Source organism: Methylobacterium sp. WL64, from assembly GCF_008039945.1.
Classification (GTDB): domain Bacteria; phylum Pseudomonadota; class Alphaproteobacteria; order Rhizobiales; family Beijerinckiaceae; genus Methylobacterium.
The window spans coordinates 1-15,452 of sequence record NZ_VRVA01000113.1 but is presented as its reverse complement, the minus strand read 5'-3'; the positions used below and the strand labels follow the sequence as shown (position 1 = coordinate 15,452).

Annotated in this window: 11 protein-coding genes, 1 tRNA gene and 2 pseudogenes; 7 read left to right on the top strand and 7 right to left on the bottom strand. The window is 69.9% G+C overall.

The genetic code is table 11. From position 1 onward, the window contains the following. Both FV242_RS34845 and FV242_RS27635 read left to right on the top strand, forming a co-directional pair. Nucleotides 1–429 (top strand): annotated as a pseudogene (locus FV242_RS34845) (hypothetical protein); the annotation flags it as partial. 42 nt (nucleotides 430–471) lie between these two features. Further along, nucleotides 472–975, top strand: a complete 504-nt coding sequence (locus FV242_RS27635) for a hypothetical protein (RefSeq protein WP_147941185.1) — start codon at nucleotides 472–474, stop codon at nucleotides 973–975. A 37-nt stretch (nucleotides 976–1,012) separates the two neighbouring features. Here FV242_RS27635 and FV242_RS27630 read toward each other — a convergent pair whose 3' ends face one another. After that, a complete protein-coding gene (locus FV242_RS27630) occupies nucleotides 1,013–1,594 on the bottom strand; it encodes a metallophosphoesterase (protein WP_147941184.1) in 582 nt (193 codons plus the stop codon). A gap of 536 nt (nucleotides 1,595–2,130) precedes the next feature. On the opposite strand from FV242_RS27630, the gene FV242_RS27625 reads away from it, so the two are divergent. Then, on the top strand, nucleotides 2,131–3,543 hold the full coding sequence (locus tag FV242_RS27625; RefSeq protein ID WP_147941183.1) for a site-specific integrase: 1,413 nt from the start codon (nucleotides 2,131–2,133) through the stop codon (nucleotides 3,541–3,543). A 108-nt stretch (nucleotides 3,544–3,651) separates the two neighbouring features. Here the strand turns inward: FV242_RS27625 and FV242_RS27620 are convergent. Further along, a tRNA-Pro gene (locus FV242_RS27620) sits at nucleotides 3,652–3,728 on the bottom strand. A gap of 82 nt (nucleotides 3,729–3,810) precedes the next feature. Continuing rightward, a complete protein-coding gene (locus tag FV242_RS27615) occupies nucleotides 3,811–4,518 on the bottom strand; it encodes a 4'-phosphopantetheinyl transferase superfamily protein (RefSeq protein ID WP_246692910.1) in 708 nt (235 codons plus the stop codon). Between the two features lie 145 nt (nucleotides 4,519–4,663). Between FV242_RS27615 and FV242_RS27610 the strand changes: the two genes are divergently transcribed. From FV242_RS27610 to FV242_RS27600, 3 genes are all read left to right on the top strand, one after another. Then, on the top strand, nucleotides 4,664–5,920 hold the full coding sequence (locus FV242_RS27610) for an MFS transporter (RefSeq protein ID WP_246692909.1): 1,257 nt from the start codon (nucleotides 4,664–4,666) through the stop codon (nucleotides 5,918–5,920). A 65-nt stretch (nucleotides 5,921–5,985) separates the two neighbouring features. After that, nucleotides 5,986–8,415, top strand: a complete 2,430-nt coding sequence (ligA, locus tag FV242_RS27605) for an NAD-dependent DNA ligase LigA (RefSeq protein WP_147941181.1) — start codon at nucleotides 5,986–5,988, stop codon at nucleotides 8,413–8,415. 70 nt (nucleotides 8,416–8,485) lie between these two features. Further along, nucleotides 8,486–9,346 carry a 3'-5' exonuclease gene (locus FV242_RS27600; RefSeq protein ID WP_147941180.1) on the top strand — a complete coding sequence of 287 codons (861 nt, stop codon included), beginning with the start codon at nucleotides 8,486–8,488 and terminating at the stop codon, nucleotides 9,344–9,346. Between the two features lie 170 nt (nucleotides 9,347–9,516). Here FV242_RS27600 and FV242_RS27595 read toward each other — a convergent pair whose 3' ends face one another. Further along, nucleotides 9,517–11,715: a 3-hydroxyacyl-CoA dehydrogenase NAD-binding domain-containing protein gene (locus FV242_RS27595; RefSeq protein WP_147941179.1), complete on the bottom strand. Its 2,199-nt coding sequence runs from the start codon at nucleotides 11,713–11,715 to the stop codon at nucleotides 9,517–9,519. Nucleotides 11,716–11,828: 113 nt separating this feature from the next. Between FV242_RS27595 and FV242_RS27590 the strand changes: the two genes are divergently transcribed. After that, complete coding sequence (locus tag FV242_RS27590; RefSeq protein WP_147941178.1) at nucleotides 11,829–12,608, top strand: EAL domain-containing protein; 780 nt, start codon at nucleotides 11,829–11,831, stop codon at nucleotides 12,606–12,608. 33 nt (nucleotides 12,609–12,641) lie between these two features. Here FV242_RS27590 and FV242_RS27585 read toward each other — a convergent pair whose 3' ends face one another. The 3 genes and pseudogenes from FV242_RS27585 to FV242_RS27575 all read right to left on the bottom strand — a co-directional run. Beyond that, entirely contained in the window at nucleotides 12,642–13,151 is a 510-nt protein-coding gene (locus FV242_RS27585; protein ID WP_147907121.1) for a hypothetical protein, read from the bottom strand. 122 nt (nucleotides 13,152–13,273) lie between these two features. Then, on the bottom strand, nucleotides 13,274–14,482 hold the full coding sequence (locus tag FV242_RS27580; protein WP_147907120.1) for an acetyl-CoA C-acetyltransferase: 1,209 nt from the start codon (nucleotides 14,480–14,482) through the stop codon (nucleotides 13,274–13,276). 219 nt (nucleotides 14,483–14,701) lie between these two features. Next, nucleotides 14,702–15,452: pseudogene (locus FV242_RS27575) on the bottom strand (chromosomal replication initiator protein DnaA); the annotation flags it as partial.

Genomic DNA, 15,452 nt, shown 5'->3' with positions numbered 1-15,452 from the left:
CGCCCCGACATCCCCGCCGCCGGCACCCCGGAGGCCAAGGCCCGCCGTGCCGCCAAGCCGGACGTCTCGAAGCTGAGCGAGGACCAGCTCCAGCGGCGGGCGCTCGTCATCAAGTTCGGTGAGGCGGCTTACGGTTCACGCTGGCAGACGCCCATGGCCGAGGCCCTCGGTCGGCTCCGCCGGCAGGACACCGCGCCGGTTCAGATCGCCGCCTGGGTCTCGGGCGCGCGCCCGGTTCCGGAGCGCGTGATCCCGGAGCTGGAGATCCTGGCGATCGACGCCGCGATGGACCTAGCCGACCGCCTGCTCAGGATCCGTGCATGGCCAGGTGATCCGGTCCCGACGACGTCCATGGAGGAGGCCCTCAGCGGCTTCCCGCCTTACGAGCCGGGCGATCCCCAGGATGATCTCCTCACGGATGGTGACTAGCCCTCGACCCCGCCCCGCAGTCCTGCTCCGCCGGAGAAACACATGGCCACGCCGCCCAATCTTCCCGTGCTGATCTGCGAGCCTTGGGAGCATGCCGAGCCCCAGGACCTGCTCCGGTGCGTGCGCCTCTCGCATCTTGACCTGTACGAGCTCGCCGCGGTCCTGCGCGGCGATGTCGAGGTGCCCACGACGCCGCCGCGGCGGCTGAAGTTGCTGAGGTGGGAGATCGCCTGGGGCTGCTACGTCTACGCGCAGCAGCAGTTGGAGACGATGGTCCCCGAAGCTGATCGGCAAGCCTACGACCGGGCCGAGCGGATGGTGTGGCGGCAACGCGAACAGGCCAAGGCCATGCAATACCGGTGGCGGCTTGGCGTTCTCCCCGAGGGACTGACGTTCGTCAGGAAGGGTCGGCGAGACTACGAGATCCATGACGCGGACGGATCGATCCTCGACAAGTTCTCCGACGACACCTCTGTCGTGTCCGTTCTCAGGAAGATCGGCATCTACGATAGGGGGCCAAACACGGATCGGGATTTCGACTGCTAGGACGGGGCCACCCTGAGGGCTGCAAATCCGACCGCCCTCACGCCGCCTCGGCCAGCTCCGCCGCCGTGACGGCCCCGGCCTCCCGGGCTGCCGTCTCGGCCAGCGCCTCCCGGATCTCCCCGATCCGGACAGGCGCCCAGTTCCAGCAATCGACGCCCACATCGAGGCTCGCCGCCGTTCCGGGCAGGCTGCCGTGGGAATGCCCGTAGAGGTGCAGGGTGCCCCGGTGCATGCCGGGCCAGACGCGATGCGCGCAGTGGGCGACATAGACCGCCTGAGCCCGCGGCATGCCGGCGTCTTGCACGTGGATGGTGGCGGCATGCACCGGAGGGGACGCCCACGGCAGGCGCATCCCCTGGGTCTCGTGGTTGCCGATGATCAGGTTCTTGCGGCCCCGGAGCCGGTCGAAGATCCCGCGTGCCCGGGCATGCCCCCCGCCGAAGGCGAAATCGCCCAGATGATAGACGATGTCGTCATCGCGCACGCGGTCATTCCAGCGTGAGATCAGGCGCTCGTCGTGCTCCTCTATCGAGGCGAACGGGCGCGGCCGGTGCATCCTGTCGGACAGGATATTGCGATGGCCGAAGTGGGTGTCTGAAACGAACCAGGTGACGGCCATCTGAGGCCTCCAAGCATAAGGGAACGCGTGCCAGCCGGGGATCCCGGTGGCGGTGGCTGGCCTCAGGCCAAGCGACGGCGTTTGCCTATGCGGAGGTGCGTGCTCATGGGACCGAGCCTCGCCGATCGGCCCGCCGGCGGCAAGCACGGATCCCTGCAGGGGTTACCGATCCCCTGGCCGGATCCGGCGAGCCCAGGGCATGGCGTGCCCGAGCGGTTAACCGTTGACCTGCGTCACGCTTTTAGCGGCCACAGTTTGTGTCATGGTTGGCCTATGCCGACCTTCACCTTCGACTTGGGACCCGCCTTCGACGACCGCCCGCGCCTCGCGGCGGACGCGCACGACGACGCTCCCCTCGACCTTGAGACCGCGACGTGGCTGCCGGAGCTGTGCCAGCCTGACGAGATCTTCGGGCGGGCGCCGCTCTGGACCGCGGCCGCGCTGCGCGGGGCGATCGAGCGCGGGGACCTCGCCGTCGAGAGGCACGGGAGGCTGATGTACGTCACCAAGCGGCTCGTCCGCGAATGGAGAGAGCGATGCCGGACGACGCCAGCACCCCGAAGCCCCGACGCCCCCGTCCGTCCCGCGCCGCCGCCAAGCCGCGCACTCTCGGCAAGACCGGACGCGGGAATCCTTACATCTGGTGGCGCCCCGGACGGGTCGATGCCGACGGCGTCGACCGCACCGGCCGGTGGTGGATCGTCCACAAGGGGAAGCAGGTCCGCTCAACTGGCTGCGGTCATGGCAAGGACGCGGAACGCCAAGCGCTCGAAGCCCTAGACGAGTACACGGCGACGCTGGCCGTCGTCGCACCGGACGCGTCCGGCCCCCGGAAGAACAGGCCGGCCTGCGACGTCCTGGTGGCCGAGGTGCTGGACCGATACCTCTCCGCCAAGAAGGGCCGGACCGATCCTGTCACCGGCGAGGTGAAGGGCGGCGTCGCCCGGCACCATGAGCTGGCGCAGCGCGTCGAGACGCTGCTCGAATGGTGGGGCGAGCGCAGCCTGGAGGACGTCGACAGTGTCTCGTGCGCGGCCTACGTCGATTCCCGCGTCGGCTCCGCATGGAAGGCGCACGCCCGGGCGGGGCTCGATCGCGACGGCAACGCGCGGGCCGACGGCGCCGGTCCCGTTCGCCGTGGCCACTCCCGGCCGGCGAAGCCCCGCACTGTTTCTGAGGGCGGTGCCCGGCGGGAGCTGGAGGACCTGCGCGCGGCGGTGAACCTGGCGCTGACCGACGGCCTCACCCGCGAGGTCGTGAAGGTCACCCTGCCGGCGAAGAGCGAGGCGCGCGACCGTTGGCTGACCAAGCCCGAGGCCGCCCGCCTCCTGCTGGCGGCCTGGCGCAAGCGCGAGACCCAGACCGTCCACCGCGGCGAGCGCAAGGGCGAGCAGGTGAAGGGGCGACGGGTCGGGAAGCACCTGGCCCGGCACATCCTTGTCGGGCTCCGGACCGGCACTCGGTCGGGACCCGTCTGCGGCGCGAGCTTCATTCCTGAGGTCGGCCGCCCCTGGATGGAGCTGCGGATCGAGGACGGGAAGCGCGTCGCCCTGTTCCACCGGAAGGCACTCGGGGCCGCGGCGAAGAAGAACAAGAGGCAGCCCACCGTCCGGATGCCCGATAGCCTCGTGGCGCACCTCTGGCGCTGGCACCACGTCCTAGGCCAGCGCTACGTCGTGGAATGGAATGGCAAGCCCGTAGGATCGACGAAGCGGGCCTTCGCGAACCTGGTCCACGAGCTCGGGCTGGGCGACGACGTCGTCCGCCACAGCCTCCGGCACACCGCGGTCACGTGGGGAATGCAGGAGGGCGTCGATATCTGGGAGCTCGCCGGGTACGTCGGGATGTCGGTCGAGATGATCGAGCGGCGCTACGGCCACCACGCGTCCGACCACATGGAAGGCGCTCGCGCCGCGCTCGGCGGCCGGGGCCGGAAGCGCGCGGCCTGACCGGTCCGGCGGGTTCGGATTTGCGCGCAGTGGCGCAAACCTGTGGCCGAACCTGTGGCCGGGCCGAAACCTGTGGATGGCGGGATGACCTTCCCCAGAGGGGAATGATGGTCGGAGTGGCAGGATTTGAACCTGCGACCCCCACGTCCCGAACGTGGTGCGCTACCAGACTGCGCTACACTCCGAAGGCCGATTTGCGTGTCCGCAACTGCCAGCAGCGGGCTTATAGCTGCGCCTTTCCCGTACCGCAAGGGCGGTTTTGGGCGGTCAGCGCAGACGGGTCGTCCAATCGCCCGCCAGATGCTGGACCGTGATCTCGGACGCCGCGCAGCGCAGCGCGGCCGTCGCGGCATATCCGGGACCGCAATCGAGTTCGGTGAGCGTCCAGTCGCCAGCCTGCTGCATGCGGAGGAGCCTTGGGCGGGCGGGCGGCACGCTGACGCTGAAACGGTCGAGCGACATCGAGAGGCCGGCACCCAGCGCCTTCACCACGGCCTCCTTGCGCGTCCACAGGCCGAAGAAGGCGGGCTCCATCGTCTCGTGGGAGTGGCCGGCGAGGGCTGCGACCTCATCCGCCGCAAAATGCCCGCGCGCGATGCGCAACGGATCCGGGATCGGCCGGATCGCCTCGACATCGACGCCGATGGCCGCGCCGCGCGCTACGCCGACGACCGCGCGTTCACCGGAATGGGACAGGTTGAAGTCGAAGGCGCCGTGCGCGGCACCGGCCAGGCGAGGCTTTCCGGCCCCGCCGGCCTCCACGCGAATCGTGCCCGGCGCGCTGCCCAGCGCCTCTCCGAGAATCAGTCGCAGGGCCGCGTGGCTCGCCTGGAACCGAATGCGGTCCGCCGCCCGCATGAAGCGCGCGGCGCGGTCGCGCTCGTGTGTATCCAGGACGGGCGCACACCGATCGAGCTGACCCGGCGACAAAGCCAGATCGACGATCCAGATGTCGGCCGCGCTCACGCGACCCATCGCGAGGTCCGGGCGTACGACGTAGGCTGTTCAGGTTGGGGCGGCACGGGTTCGATCCGGTGGCGGCGGGGGGGAGGAGCATCGTCGTGCGGCACCGGGCCGGCAAGTGCAGGGCGACTTGAGGGTTCGGCCGGCTCCGACCGGCGTGGGGTTGCCGAGCCTCGCGGGGCGGCGCGCCCGCTACGGCGTCTTCTTCGCGACCTACCTCTATCAAGGTCTGATCGCCGGCTTTTCCCTCACCGCCCTGGCCAACCACCTTACGGCGCGTGGGGTGTCGGCAACCGAGGTCGGGGTTCATTTCGCCCTGGCGGGGCTGCCCTGGACGCTCCAGCCGATCCTGTGGGGGCCGCTCGTCGACCGGTCCGGCGACCTGCGCATGGGCCGGCGCCGGCCCTTCGCGGTGGCAGCGCTTCTCGGGTGTCACGCGGCGGTGGCCCTGATGCTGTTGCTCGACGCGGAACAGGTGGGCCTGCTCGGCATCGCCTTCCTGGTCCACAGCCTGTTCGCCTCGCTGCTGGATACCGCATGCGACCGGATGATCATGGACCACGTACCCGCGGAAGAGTTGGGCCGGGTCAGCGCCTGCACGCGCGCGGGCTTCGTCGTCGGCACGAGCCTCAGCGCGGCGATCCTCGGCTGGACGCTCGCCACGTACGGGCTGACCGTCAGCCTCTCCGTGCTGCTCGGGGCCGGTCTGTTGGCGAGCCTGCCGATGCTGCTCGTGCGCGAAGCACCCGCAGACGCGTTGCTGTCGCTCGACCGGCGCGGACCGGAGCCCCGACGGGTCCCGTTCCTGCGCTTCCTCCGCCGCCTCGGGATCGCGCTGCGCCGAAAGCGGGCGCTGCAGCTGCTGGCCCTGTGTTTCGGCCTCGACGGGGCCCTTGGGCTGTTCGAGCTGCCCTTCTCGGTCGACCTGCTCCAAGGACGCGGCTGGGAGCCCGCGGCCCTGTCCCGACTCCAGGCGGGGCTGGCGCTCGTGAGCGGCACTGCGGGCGCGTTCACCATCGGCCTGTGGTCCGATCGGGTCGGGCCGGTGCGGCCGCTGAGAATCCTGCTCGTGGCGAGCGCGGCGACCTTCGTGCTGGCGGGGGTGCTGATCGGTGCCGGCCTTCTCGGCTCCGCGGCACCGCTCATCCTGGCCCTGACCAACGCCTTGCCGGGTCTCTTGATCGTCGCGCTGATGCCCGCCCTGCTCCAGGCCAGCCGCGGACGCGCCGGCGCGGCGACGCAGTTCGAGGTCTACATGGCGGCGATGAATCTCGGCTCGGTCGCCGGGACGGCTTCGGCCGGATGGCTCGCCCCGGTGATGCCGCTGTCCGCCGTGGCAATCCTGGTCGCCACCGTGTTCCTGGGTGCGGCCCTCCTGGTCGGCCGCGGCGAGTTGCTCGCCCCGGGCGGTTGAGGGAAATCGGGGATGTCGCAGGGCGGCCGACTCCCCCCGGGCCCGCGATGCGCTAGAACGCCCACATGCCAGCTGCGAAGCCCGACACGCCCGACCTCGACCTGACAGCCGAGGAGGCGCGCACCGAGCATGCCCGGCTCTCGGACGCGATCCAGGAGGCCGACAGGCTCTACTACCAGGAGGACGCGCCCGAGATCTCGGACGCGGAGTACGACCGCCTGCGCCGCCGGCTGGAGGAGATCGAGACCCGGTTTCCCGATCTCGCCGGGACCGGGGCGGCCAGCACGTCGGTCGGCGCCAAGCCGTCCGAGAAGTTCGCCAAGGTGCGGCACGCCGTGCCGATGCTCTCGCTGGGCAACGCCTTCGATGCGGAGGAAGTCGCCGAGTTCGCGGCTCGGGTCCGGCGCTTCCTGGGCTGGCCCGAGGACGCGCCCCTGGCCTTCACGGCGGAGCCGAAGATCGACGGCCTGTCGTTGTCGCTGCGCTACGTGAACGGCGCGCTCGAGACGGCAGCCACCCGCGGAGACGGCGAGGTCGGCGAAAACGTCACCGCCAACGCCCGCACCGTCCACGACATACCGGCCTCGCTCGCGGGGACCGGATGGCCGGAGATCTGCGAGATCCGTGGGGAGGTTTACCTGTCCCACGCCGATTTCGCCGCGATCAACGTGCGCCAAGAGGCGGCCGGCAAGCCGCTCTTCGCCAACCCGCGCAACGCCGCCGCCGGCAGCCTGCGCCAGCTCGATCCCGGCATCACGGCGTCCCGGCCGCTGAAGTTCTTCGCCTATGCCTGGGGCGAGCTGTCGGCACCGATCGCCGAGACCCAGTCCGGCGCCCTCGAACGGTTCGCCAGCTGGGGCCTGCCGGTGAACCCCCTGACCCGCACGTTCACCGACATCGACGCGATGCTCGGTCACTACCGCCGGATCGAGGCGGACCGGGCCGGGCTCGGCTACGACATCGACGGCGTCGTCTACAAGGTGGACGACCTCGCGTTGCAGAAGCGGCTCGGCTTCGTCTCCCGCTCGCCGCGCTGGGCGCTGGCGCACAAGTTCGCCGCCCAGGAGGCGACGACGGTGGTGGAGGACATCGTCATCAATGTCGGCCGCACCGGCTCGCTCAACCCCCTCGCGAAGCTGCGGCCCGTGACGGTGGGCGGCGTGGTCGTGTCCAACGCGACGCTCCACAACGAGGGGTACGTGAAGGGCGTCGGGGGCGACGGCGCGCCGATCCGCGACGGCCGGGACATCCGCGTCGGCGACACAGTCACCGTGGTGCGGGCCGGCGACGTCATCCCGAAAGTGATGGATGTCGACCTCGCCAAGCGCCCGGCGGATTCGCAGCCCTACGCCTTTCCCGAGACCTGCCCGGCCTGCGGCAGCCGCGCCGTGCGGGCGGTCAACCCGCGCACCGGACGCCCGGACGCGATCCGGCGCTGCACCGGCGGCCTGATCTGCCCGGCGCAGGGGGTCGAGCGGCTGAAGCACTTCGTCTCGCGCAACGGTTTCGATATCGAGGGTTTCGGCGAGACCTACATCGAGGTGCTGTTCGAATCCGGGCTGGTGCGCCAGCCCGCTGATCTGTTCCGCCTGGATTTCGAGACCCTGAAGGCGGCCGTCGTTGCCCGGCGCGAGGCGCTTTCGGCCGAGCGGCGCGCCGAGGCCGGCGCCATCGAGCCGCCGAAGAAGGCCGCCAAGAAGAAGGGCGACGACGAAGACAAGGCGATCAAGAACCTGCTGGCCGGGGTCGAGGCCCGCCGGTCGGTCCCGATGAACCGGCTGCTGTTCGCCCTCGGCATCCCGCAGATCGGCGAGGCCACCGCCAAGGCGCTGGCCAAGCGGTTTTCGGACATGCCGTCCCTCATCGCCGCGATCAAGGACGCGGCGGCCGTGCAGCCGGGGCCGGACTGGGTCGAGCTCCGGTCCGTGGACAGGATCGGCGACACGACCCGAGACCGCCTGCTCGATCTCGGCTTTCCCGACGACGCACCGTCCGATGCGCCGCGCGCGCGGCTCAGCGCCCCCCAGCGGGAAAACCTGCTGCAGCATTACGGCGATGTCGATGCCGTGCGGGCCGCCCTCGCCCGGGCCGCCGAGCAGAAGCCCGGGGACGCCTACCGGCTGTTTGCCGACGACGGCGAGATCGGGCCCGTGGCGACCGACGCGCTGATCCTGTTCTTCTCCGAGCCGCACAATGCCGACGCCGTCACGGCCCTGATCGCGGAAGTCACGGTCGCGCCGATGGAGCGTCCGGCGGCCGCCTCGGCCTTCGCCGGCCAGACCGTGGTCTTCACCGGCACCCTGGAGAAGATGACGCGCAACGAAGCCAAGGCGGTGGCCGAGCGGCTGGGCGCGAAGGTCTCCGGATCGGTGTCGGCCAAGACCGACCTCGTGGTCGCGGGCCCCGGGGCCGGCTCGAAGCTCAAGGATGCCGAGAAGCACGGCGTCCGGGTCGTGTCGGAGGACGATTGGCTCGGGATGGTGGCGCAGGGTTGAAGCGCTGGTCACGGGGGCTTAGACGGTTCGGGAACACCCCGAGAACGTTCCACGGCATGGTCCACCCGCGATGACGGTCCTGGCCCTCGACTTCGAGACGGCCAACGAGCGGCGCGACAGTGCCTGCGCGGTGGGTCTCGCCTGGATCGCGGACGGGCGCGTCGTGCGCCGGGAGAGCCACCTGATCCGGCCGCCGGAGATGCGGTTCTCGCCGGGCAACATCCGGGTCCACGGCATCCTGCCCGCCAACGTGGCCAACGAGCCGGATTTCGCCGGCGTGATGGCGCCCTATCTCGGCGACCTCACCCGCGGGCTGATCCTGGCGCACAACGCCAGCTTCGACATCGGCGTGCTCCGCGCGGGCCTGGCCCGGGCCGGTCTGCCGGTTCCGGCTCTGTCCTATCTCTGCACCGTCCAGATCGCCCGCCGGGTCTTCCCGGCACCGGAGGGCTGCGGCCTCGGCAAGGTGGCCCGGCGCCTCGGAATCCGCTTCGAGCACCACGACGCCGGCGAGGATGCCTATGCCTGCGCGGCGATCGCCCTGGCGGCCATGCGCCAGACCGAGACGCCGGACGTCCACGGCCTCGCGGCGGCGATCGGCGTGCCGGTCACCCGGGTGACGGGCGGCCCGTCCCTCCCCCGCCGGGCTGCGGGAGCGATCAGCGACCGCGCGCTGGCCGCCTTCCCGGCCGCCCCCTCGGCGCTGAGCTTCTCCGTGCGAGGCTCGACCGGCAAGCGATACGACATTGTGCTGGAAGAGCGGACGGGCGGCCCGCAGCTGCGTTGCACCTGCACGGCCGGCCGCTACGGGATGCGCTGCCGCCACGTGAAGGCGCTGGAGGTCGGCGACATCACCGACCTGCTCTCCGACAACGCCGGCGACGTTGAGCTGCTCGCCCGGATGCTCGGTGCGAAGCTCCGTGTCGCGTGATGAGGATCAGGCTGCCGCGAGGCAATGCCGAAGCACCGTGACTGGGCGCTCGACATCGCTCGAAGCCACATGCCGTCGTCCAATTAGCCGGAGACGTAGTAAGCCGAGCCGTTCCCGGAGCGATCGGGAACGGCTCTCAGTCCCTGGTCTTATGAGGGTCTGCTGAAAGATCAGGCTGCGCGCTTCTCCGCCGCGTAGAACGTTCCGCCCTGCTCGGCCATGGCGGCCAGGGTGTCGGGGACCCGGAAGCGGGGGCCGTGCTTGGCCTCCAGGCCGCGGGCGAGGGCCACGAAGGAGGCCGCCCCCATGAAGTCGATGTAGGACAGGGTGCCGCCCGTGAAGGGGGCGAAGCCGAAGCCCAGGATCGAGCCGACATCCGCCTCCCGGGGATCGGTGACCACGCCTTCGCCGACGGTGCGGGCGGCTTCCAGCGCCTGCACCACCAAGAGCCGCTGCTTCAGCTCGTTGAAATCGACTGCCTCCGGGGTGATCCGGTTGGGCTGCAGGTCGGCCAGGCCCGGCCAGAGGCGCTTGGGTGCGCCTTCGGGGTAATCGTAGAACCCCTTGCGGTTCTTGCGCCCGAGCCGGCCCTGGCCCTCCACCATGGCGGTGAGGATCGTCTTCTGGGCGGGATCGACCGCATCCGCCCCGACCTGAGCCTCGGTGGCCTTGGCGATCTTGAGCACGAGGTCGAGGGCGACCTCGTCGTTGAGCGAGAGCGGCCCGACCGGCATGCCGGCCTGGCGCCCTGCGCTCTCGATCATGGCGGGCGGCACGCCCTCGGCGAGCATCTTGTGCCCCTCCAGGATGTAGGCGCCGACGCAGCGGTTGGCGAAGAAGCCGCGGGCGTCGTTCACGACGATCGGCGTCTTCTTGATCAGCCGCACGTAATCGAGGGCGGTGGCGAGCGCCGCGTCGCCGGTGGCCTCGCCCTTGATGATCTCGACCAGCATCATCTTCTCCACGGGCGAGAAGAAATGGATGCCGACGAACCGGTCCGGCCGCTGCGAGTTCTTCGCCAGGCCGGAGATCGGCAGGGTCGAGGTGTTGGAGGCGAAGATCGTATCGGCGCCGATCACTGCCTCGACCTTCTGGATCACCTCGGCCTTCACCTTGGGGTCCTCGAACACCGCCTCGATCACGAGGTCGCAACCGCTGAGCGTGGCGTAATCCGCCGTGGTGGTGATCCGGCCGAGCAGCGCGTCGCGGTCCGCGGTCTTGGCGCGGCCCTTGTTGATCTGGCCGGTGATCAGCGTGTGGGCGTAGGCCTTGCCCTTCTCGGCGGCCTCGATCGACTGGTCGACCAGGACGACCTCGATCCCGGCCTGGGCGGTGACGTAGGCGACGCCCGCGCCCATGAAGCCGGCGCCGATCACGCCGACCCGCCGCAGGCTGGTGGCGGGAACGTCCTTCGGTCGGCGGGCGCCCTTGTTCAGCTCCCCCATGGAGATGAACAGCGTGCGGATCATCGCCGCCGCCTCCTTCGAGCGCAGGATATGCGCGAAGTACCGGCTCTCGACCCGCAGGGCGAGGTCCATGGGCAGCTGCAGACCCTCGTAGACCGAGGCCAGGATCGCCTTGGCGGCCGGGTAATTGTCGTGCGTCTCCCGGCGATAGATCGCGTTGGCCGGCGGCCAGATCATCATGCCGGCGGGCGAGTAGACCTTTCCGGAGGGCGCCTTGAACTTCGGCACGTCCCAGGGTGCCACCGCCGAGCCGCCGTCGCGGATCCAGGCCTTGGCGCGCTCGACGATCTCGGCCTGCGGCGCCACCGCGTGGATCAGCCCCATGCCCTTGGCCATCGGCGCGCGGATCTGCTCGCCCTTGAACAGCATCTGGAGCGCGTCGCCGGTCTGCATCAGCCGCGCGACCCGCTGGGTGCCGCCGCCGCCCGGGAACAGCCCGACCTTGATCTCCGGCAGCCCGAGCCGTGTCTTAGCATCGTCCGAGGCGATGCGGTGGTGGCAGGACAGGGCGAGCTCGAAGGCGCCACCCAGGCACAAGCCCTGGATCGCGGCAGCGAACGGCTTGCCGCAGGTCTCAAGCCGCCGGAACAGCAGCGACAGGCGCCGCGACGCCTCGAAGAAGTGGCGCATCGCCACCTCCTCGCCCTGCTCGGCCTTCAACTGCTCATAGGCCCGGCCGAGCCCCTGCAGCATCGTGAGGTCGGCGCCACCGGAGAAGTTGTCCTTGCCGGTGGCGATCACGCAACCCTTGATCGCCGCGTCCGAGGCGACCCGCTGGATGATCTGCTCGAGCTGATCCATCACCGCTTCGGTGATCACGTTCATCGAACGGCCCGGCATATCCCAGGTCGCCACCGCAACGCCGTCTCTATCGGTCTCAAAACGGAAATCGGTCAGCGTCATCGTGCCGTCCTCCCAAAGTCACGCCGTCTAAAAGCCGGTGGTTGTACGTTAAGGTTGCATTGAGCGCCGTAGCGCATGATCCGCCGGTCGGGGGGTACCGACGGATTCGGCATATGACGAAGGACATTGGCTGCCGCGCATGCCGCGACGGGGCCGCCCTCGATTTCGACTTCACAATGGCGTTTCAGCCGATCCTCGACCTCGGATCCGGGCACGTCTGGGCCTACGAGGCCCTGGTGCGCGGGCCCAACGGCGAACCGGCCGGCACCATCCTCGACCGGGTCACCGACGCGAATCGCTACCAGTTCGACCAGGCCGCGCGCGTCAAGGCGATCGAATTGGCCGGGCGCCTGTTCCCGCGGGACAGCGACACGCGGCTGTCGATCAACTTCATGCCGAACGCGGTCTACGAGCCGAACGCCTGCATCCGCGCCTCGCTGGAGGCCGCGCGACGCGTCGACTTCTCGTATCGGCGGATCATGTTCGAGTTCACCGAACAGGAGCGGTTCCGCGACATTGAGCATGTGAAGCGCATCGTCGCCGCCTACCGCAAGCAGGGCTTCCTGACGGCGCTCGATGATTTCGGCGCCGGCTTCGCGGGGCTGAACCTGCTGGCGAATTTCCGTCCCGACCTGATCAAGATCGACATGGAGCTCGTGCGCAGCATCGACACGGATTCCGGCCGCCACGCGATCGTGTCCGGAATCATCGCCATCGCCCGCGCGCTCGGCGTCACGGTTCTGGCCGAGGGCGTCGAGACCGCGGGGGAACTCGATGCCCTGCGCGGTCTCGGGATTACGCTCGTGCAGGGCTATCACTTCGCCAAGCCCAAGCTCGAAGACCTGCCCCGGGTGGACGGCTTCGCCCATCGGGCGGCCGCGCGCGCGGCCTGAGACCAGCCGATCGCGCGCGGGGAACGGCATCGGCTACTTCGGCGCCGGTGCGGGGGGAGCTGCCGGGGGCGGCACCGGCGGCGCACCGGTCTTCGGGGCGTTGTCGGTGGCGGCGGCCACCGCCAGCATGTTGAGCAACTTCGTCACCGAGTTCTGCGAGATCGCCGTCACCGCCGAGTTGGGGTCGGCGTTCATCGTCTGGAACTTGAGGTAGGTCGGATCGGCGTAGATCTCGTCCAGATGCTTCAGCTCCGCGAGCGTGAACTTCTGGGCGTATTCCTTCGACAGCCCCTCGATCATGATGCCGCGCTGCTTCTCGAACTCGTCCGTGAGTTCCTTGCGCACGGCCTCGGCGCGCGATTCCGGCATCGCCGCGACGGTCTTCTCCAGGGCGACGTTGAAGCCGGTCTGAAGGTTCTTGATCAGGGTCTTGTTCACCAGCGACGTGGCTTCGGTGATACGGTCGGACGCATCGTCGGCACGTGCGGCCAGCGGTATGCTCAGGGAGACGCCCAGGCAGAGCGTCGCGATCAGGCGGTTCAAGGGCTCGACTCCCAATGTTTTATCGTCCGGCCCGGATTCGGGCCGACCGTCGCCCGCGCCTCTAGCAGCGTTCCCGGGCTTTGGGGAGCGGCCTTGACCGGCCCCCCGCGCCGCACCGTCGCTCAGACGCGCTCGATGATCGTGGCGGTGCCCATGCCCGCACCGATGCAGAGCGTCACCAGCGCGCGCTCCTTGCCGGTGCGCTCCAGCTCGTCGAGCACCGTTCCGAGGATCATCGCGCCGGTCGCCCCGAGCGGGTGGCCCAGGGCGATCGCGCCGCCGGTGACGTTGACGATTTCGGGATCGAGGTCGAACGCCTGGCAGAAGCGCAGCACCACCGCCGCAAAGGCCTCGTTCACCTCGAACAGATCGATGTCGGAGAGGCTCAGCCCGGACCGGGCCAGAACCTTGCGGGTGACGTCCACCGGCCCCGTGAGCATCAGGGCCGGATCCGAACCGATGTTGGCAAACGCCCGGATCCGCGCCCGCGGCCGCAGGCCCGCGGCGGCGCCGGCCGCCTGCGAGCCGATCAGCACGGCGGCGGCGCCATCGACGATGCCCGACGAATTGCCGGCATGGTGGACGTGGTTGACCGTCTCGACATCCGGGTGCGCGTCGGTCGCCACCGCGTCGAACCCGCCCATCTGGCCCATCTGGACGAAGGAGGCCTTCAGCGCGGCGAGCGACTGCATGTCGGTGCCCGGCCGCATATGCTCGTCGCGATCGAGCAGCGTGATGCCGTTCACGTCGCGGACCGGGACCACCGAGCCGTTAAACAGCCCGTCCGCCCAGGACTTGGCCGAGCGCGCCTGCGATCGCACCGCGTAGGCGTCGCAATCGTCCCGCGAGAACCCGTACTTGGTGGCGATCAGGTCCGCCGAGACGCCCTGCGGCATGAAGTACGACTTGATGGCGATCGCCGGATCGACCGGCCAAGCCCCACCGGACGCGCCGATGCCGATGCGGCTCATCGATTCGACGCCGCCCCCCACCGCCATCTCGTGCTGGCCGCTCATCACCTGCGCGGCGGCGAAATTCACCGCGTCGAGGCCCGACGCGCAGAAGCGGTTGATCTGGATGCCAGGGACGTGGTCGCCGTAATCGCTCACCAGCGCGGCGGCGCGGGCGATGTCGCCCCCCGCCTCGCCCACCGGGTCGACGCATCCCAGGATCACGTCATCCACCAGGGCGGTATCGAGGCCGTTGCGGTCCTTCAGGGCCCGCAGGGCGGTCTCGGCGAGGCGCAGGGCCGTCACCTCGTGCAGGGCTCCGTCCGCCTTGCCACGGCCGCGCGGCGTGCGGACGTGATCGTAGATGAAGGCTTCGGGCATCGGCGTTCCCCAGCGTGTTCTTGCCTGTTGGCGACGCGGCCTTACCGGGCCGACTCGCTGGGCGCCAGTCTGCCACGGCGGATACGCGTCGCACCATCCCGGACCGTGGCGAATCGGCCAAGCGTGAAGCCCGCGTAAAACAGGACCGCGCCCGATCGGGGTTCGATCGGGCGCGCTCGTTAGGATGGTTGAGGAGTGGCCTGGGGCCCGTTCGGGATCCTAGTCCTGAAGCATCCGCTTCAGCAGCTCGACCTCGTCGCCGAGAACCGTATCCTCGCCGATCTGCTTCTCGATCTTGCGCACCGCGTGCAGCACCGTGGTGTGGTCGCGTCCACCGAACCGGCGACCGATCTCGGGCAGCGAGCGCAGGGTCAGCACCTTCGACAGGTACATGGCGATCTGGCGCGGCTTGACCACGGCGGCGGTGCGCCGCTCCGACAGGATGTCCGAGCGCGAGACGTTGTAGCGCGAGGCGACCAGCTTCTGGATATCCTCGATCTTGATGCGCTTCGGCTCGCGGTTCTTCACGAGGTCGCGGATCGCGCTCTCGGCGGTCTCCATCGTGACGGCGGTGCCGGTGAGCGTGGCGTGGGCCAGCAGACGGTTGACCGCGCCTTCGAGGTCGCGGCCGTTGGCCGTGATCGCCCGGGCCACGTAGGTCGCGACCTGCGGCGACACGTCGAAGCCCGGATGCGCCGCCCGCACCGCGGCGAGCCGCGCCGACAGGATCGAGACGCGCAGCGCCTCGTCGAGGGCCGTGATCTCGACCACGAGGCCGCCGCCCAGGCGCGAGCGCACGCGCTCGTCCAGCGCCTCCAGCTCGGTCGGGGGCCGGTCGGACGCCATCGATCAGCGCGTTGATGGTGTGGCCGAATTCCGCCTGGATCGACTTGCCTTGAATGAACTGGACGTCGTCCAGGATCAGCAGATCGATGCCGCGCAGACGCTCCTTGTAGGCGAGGGCCGACTG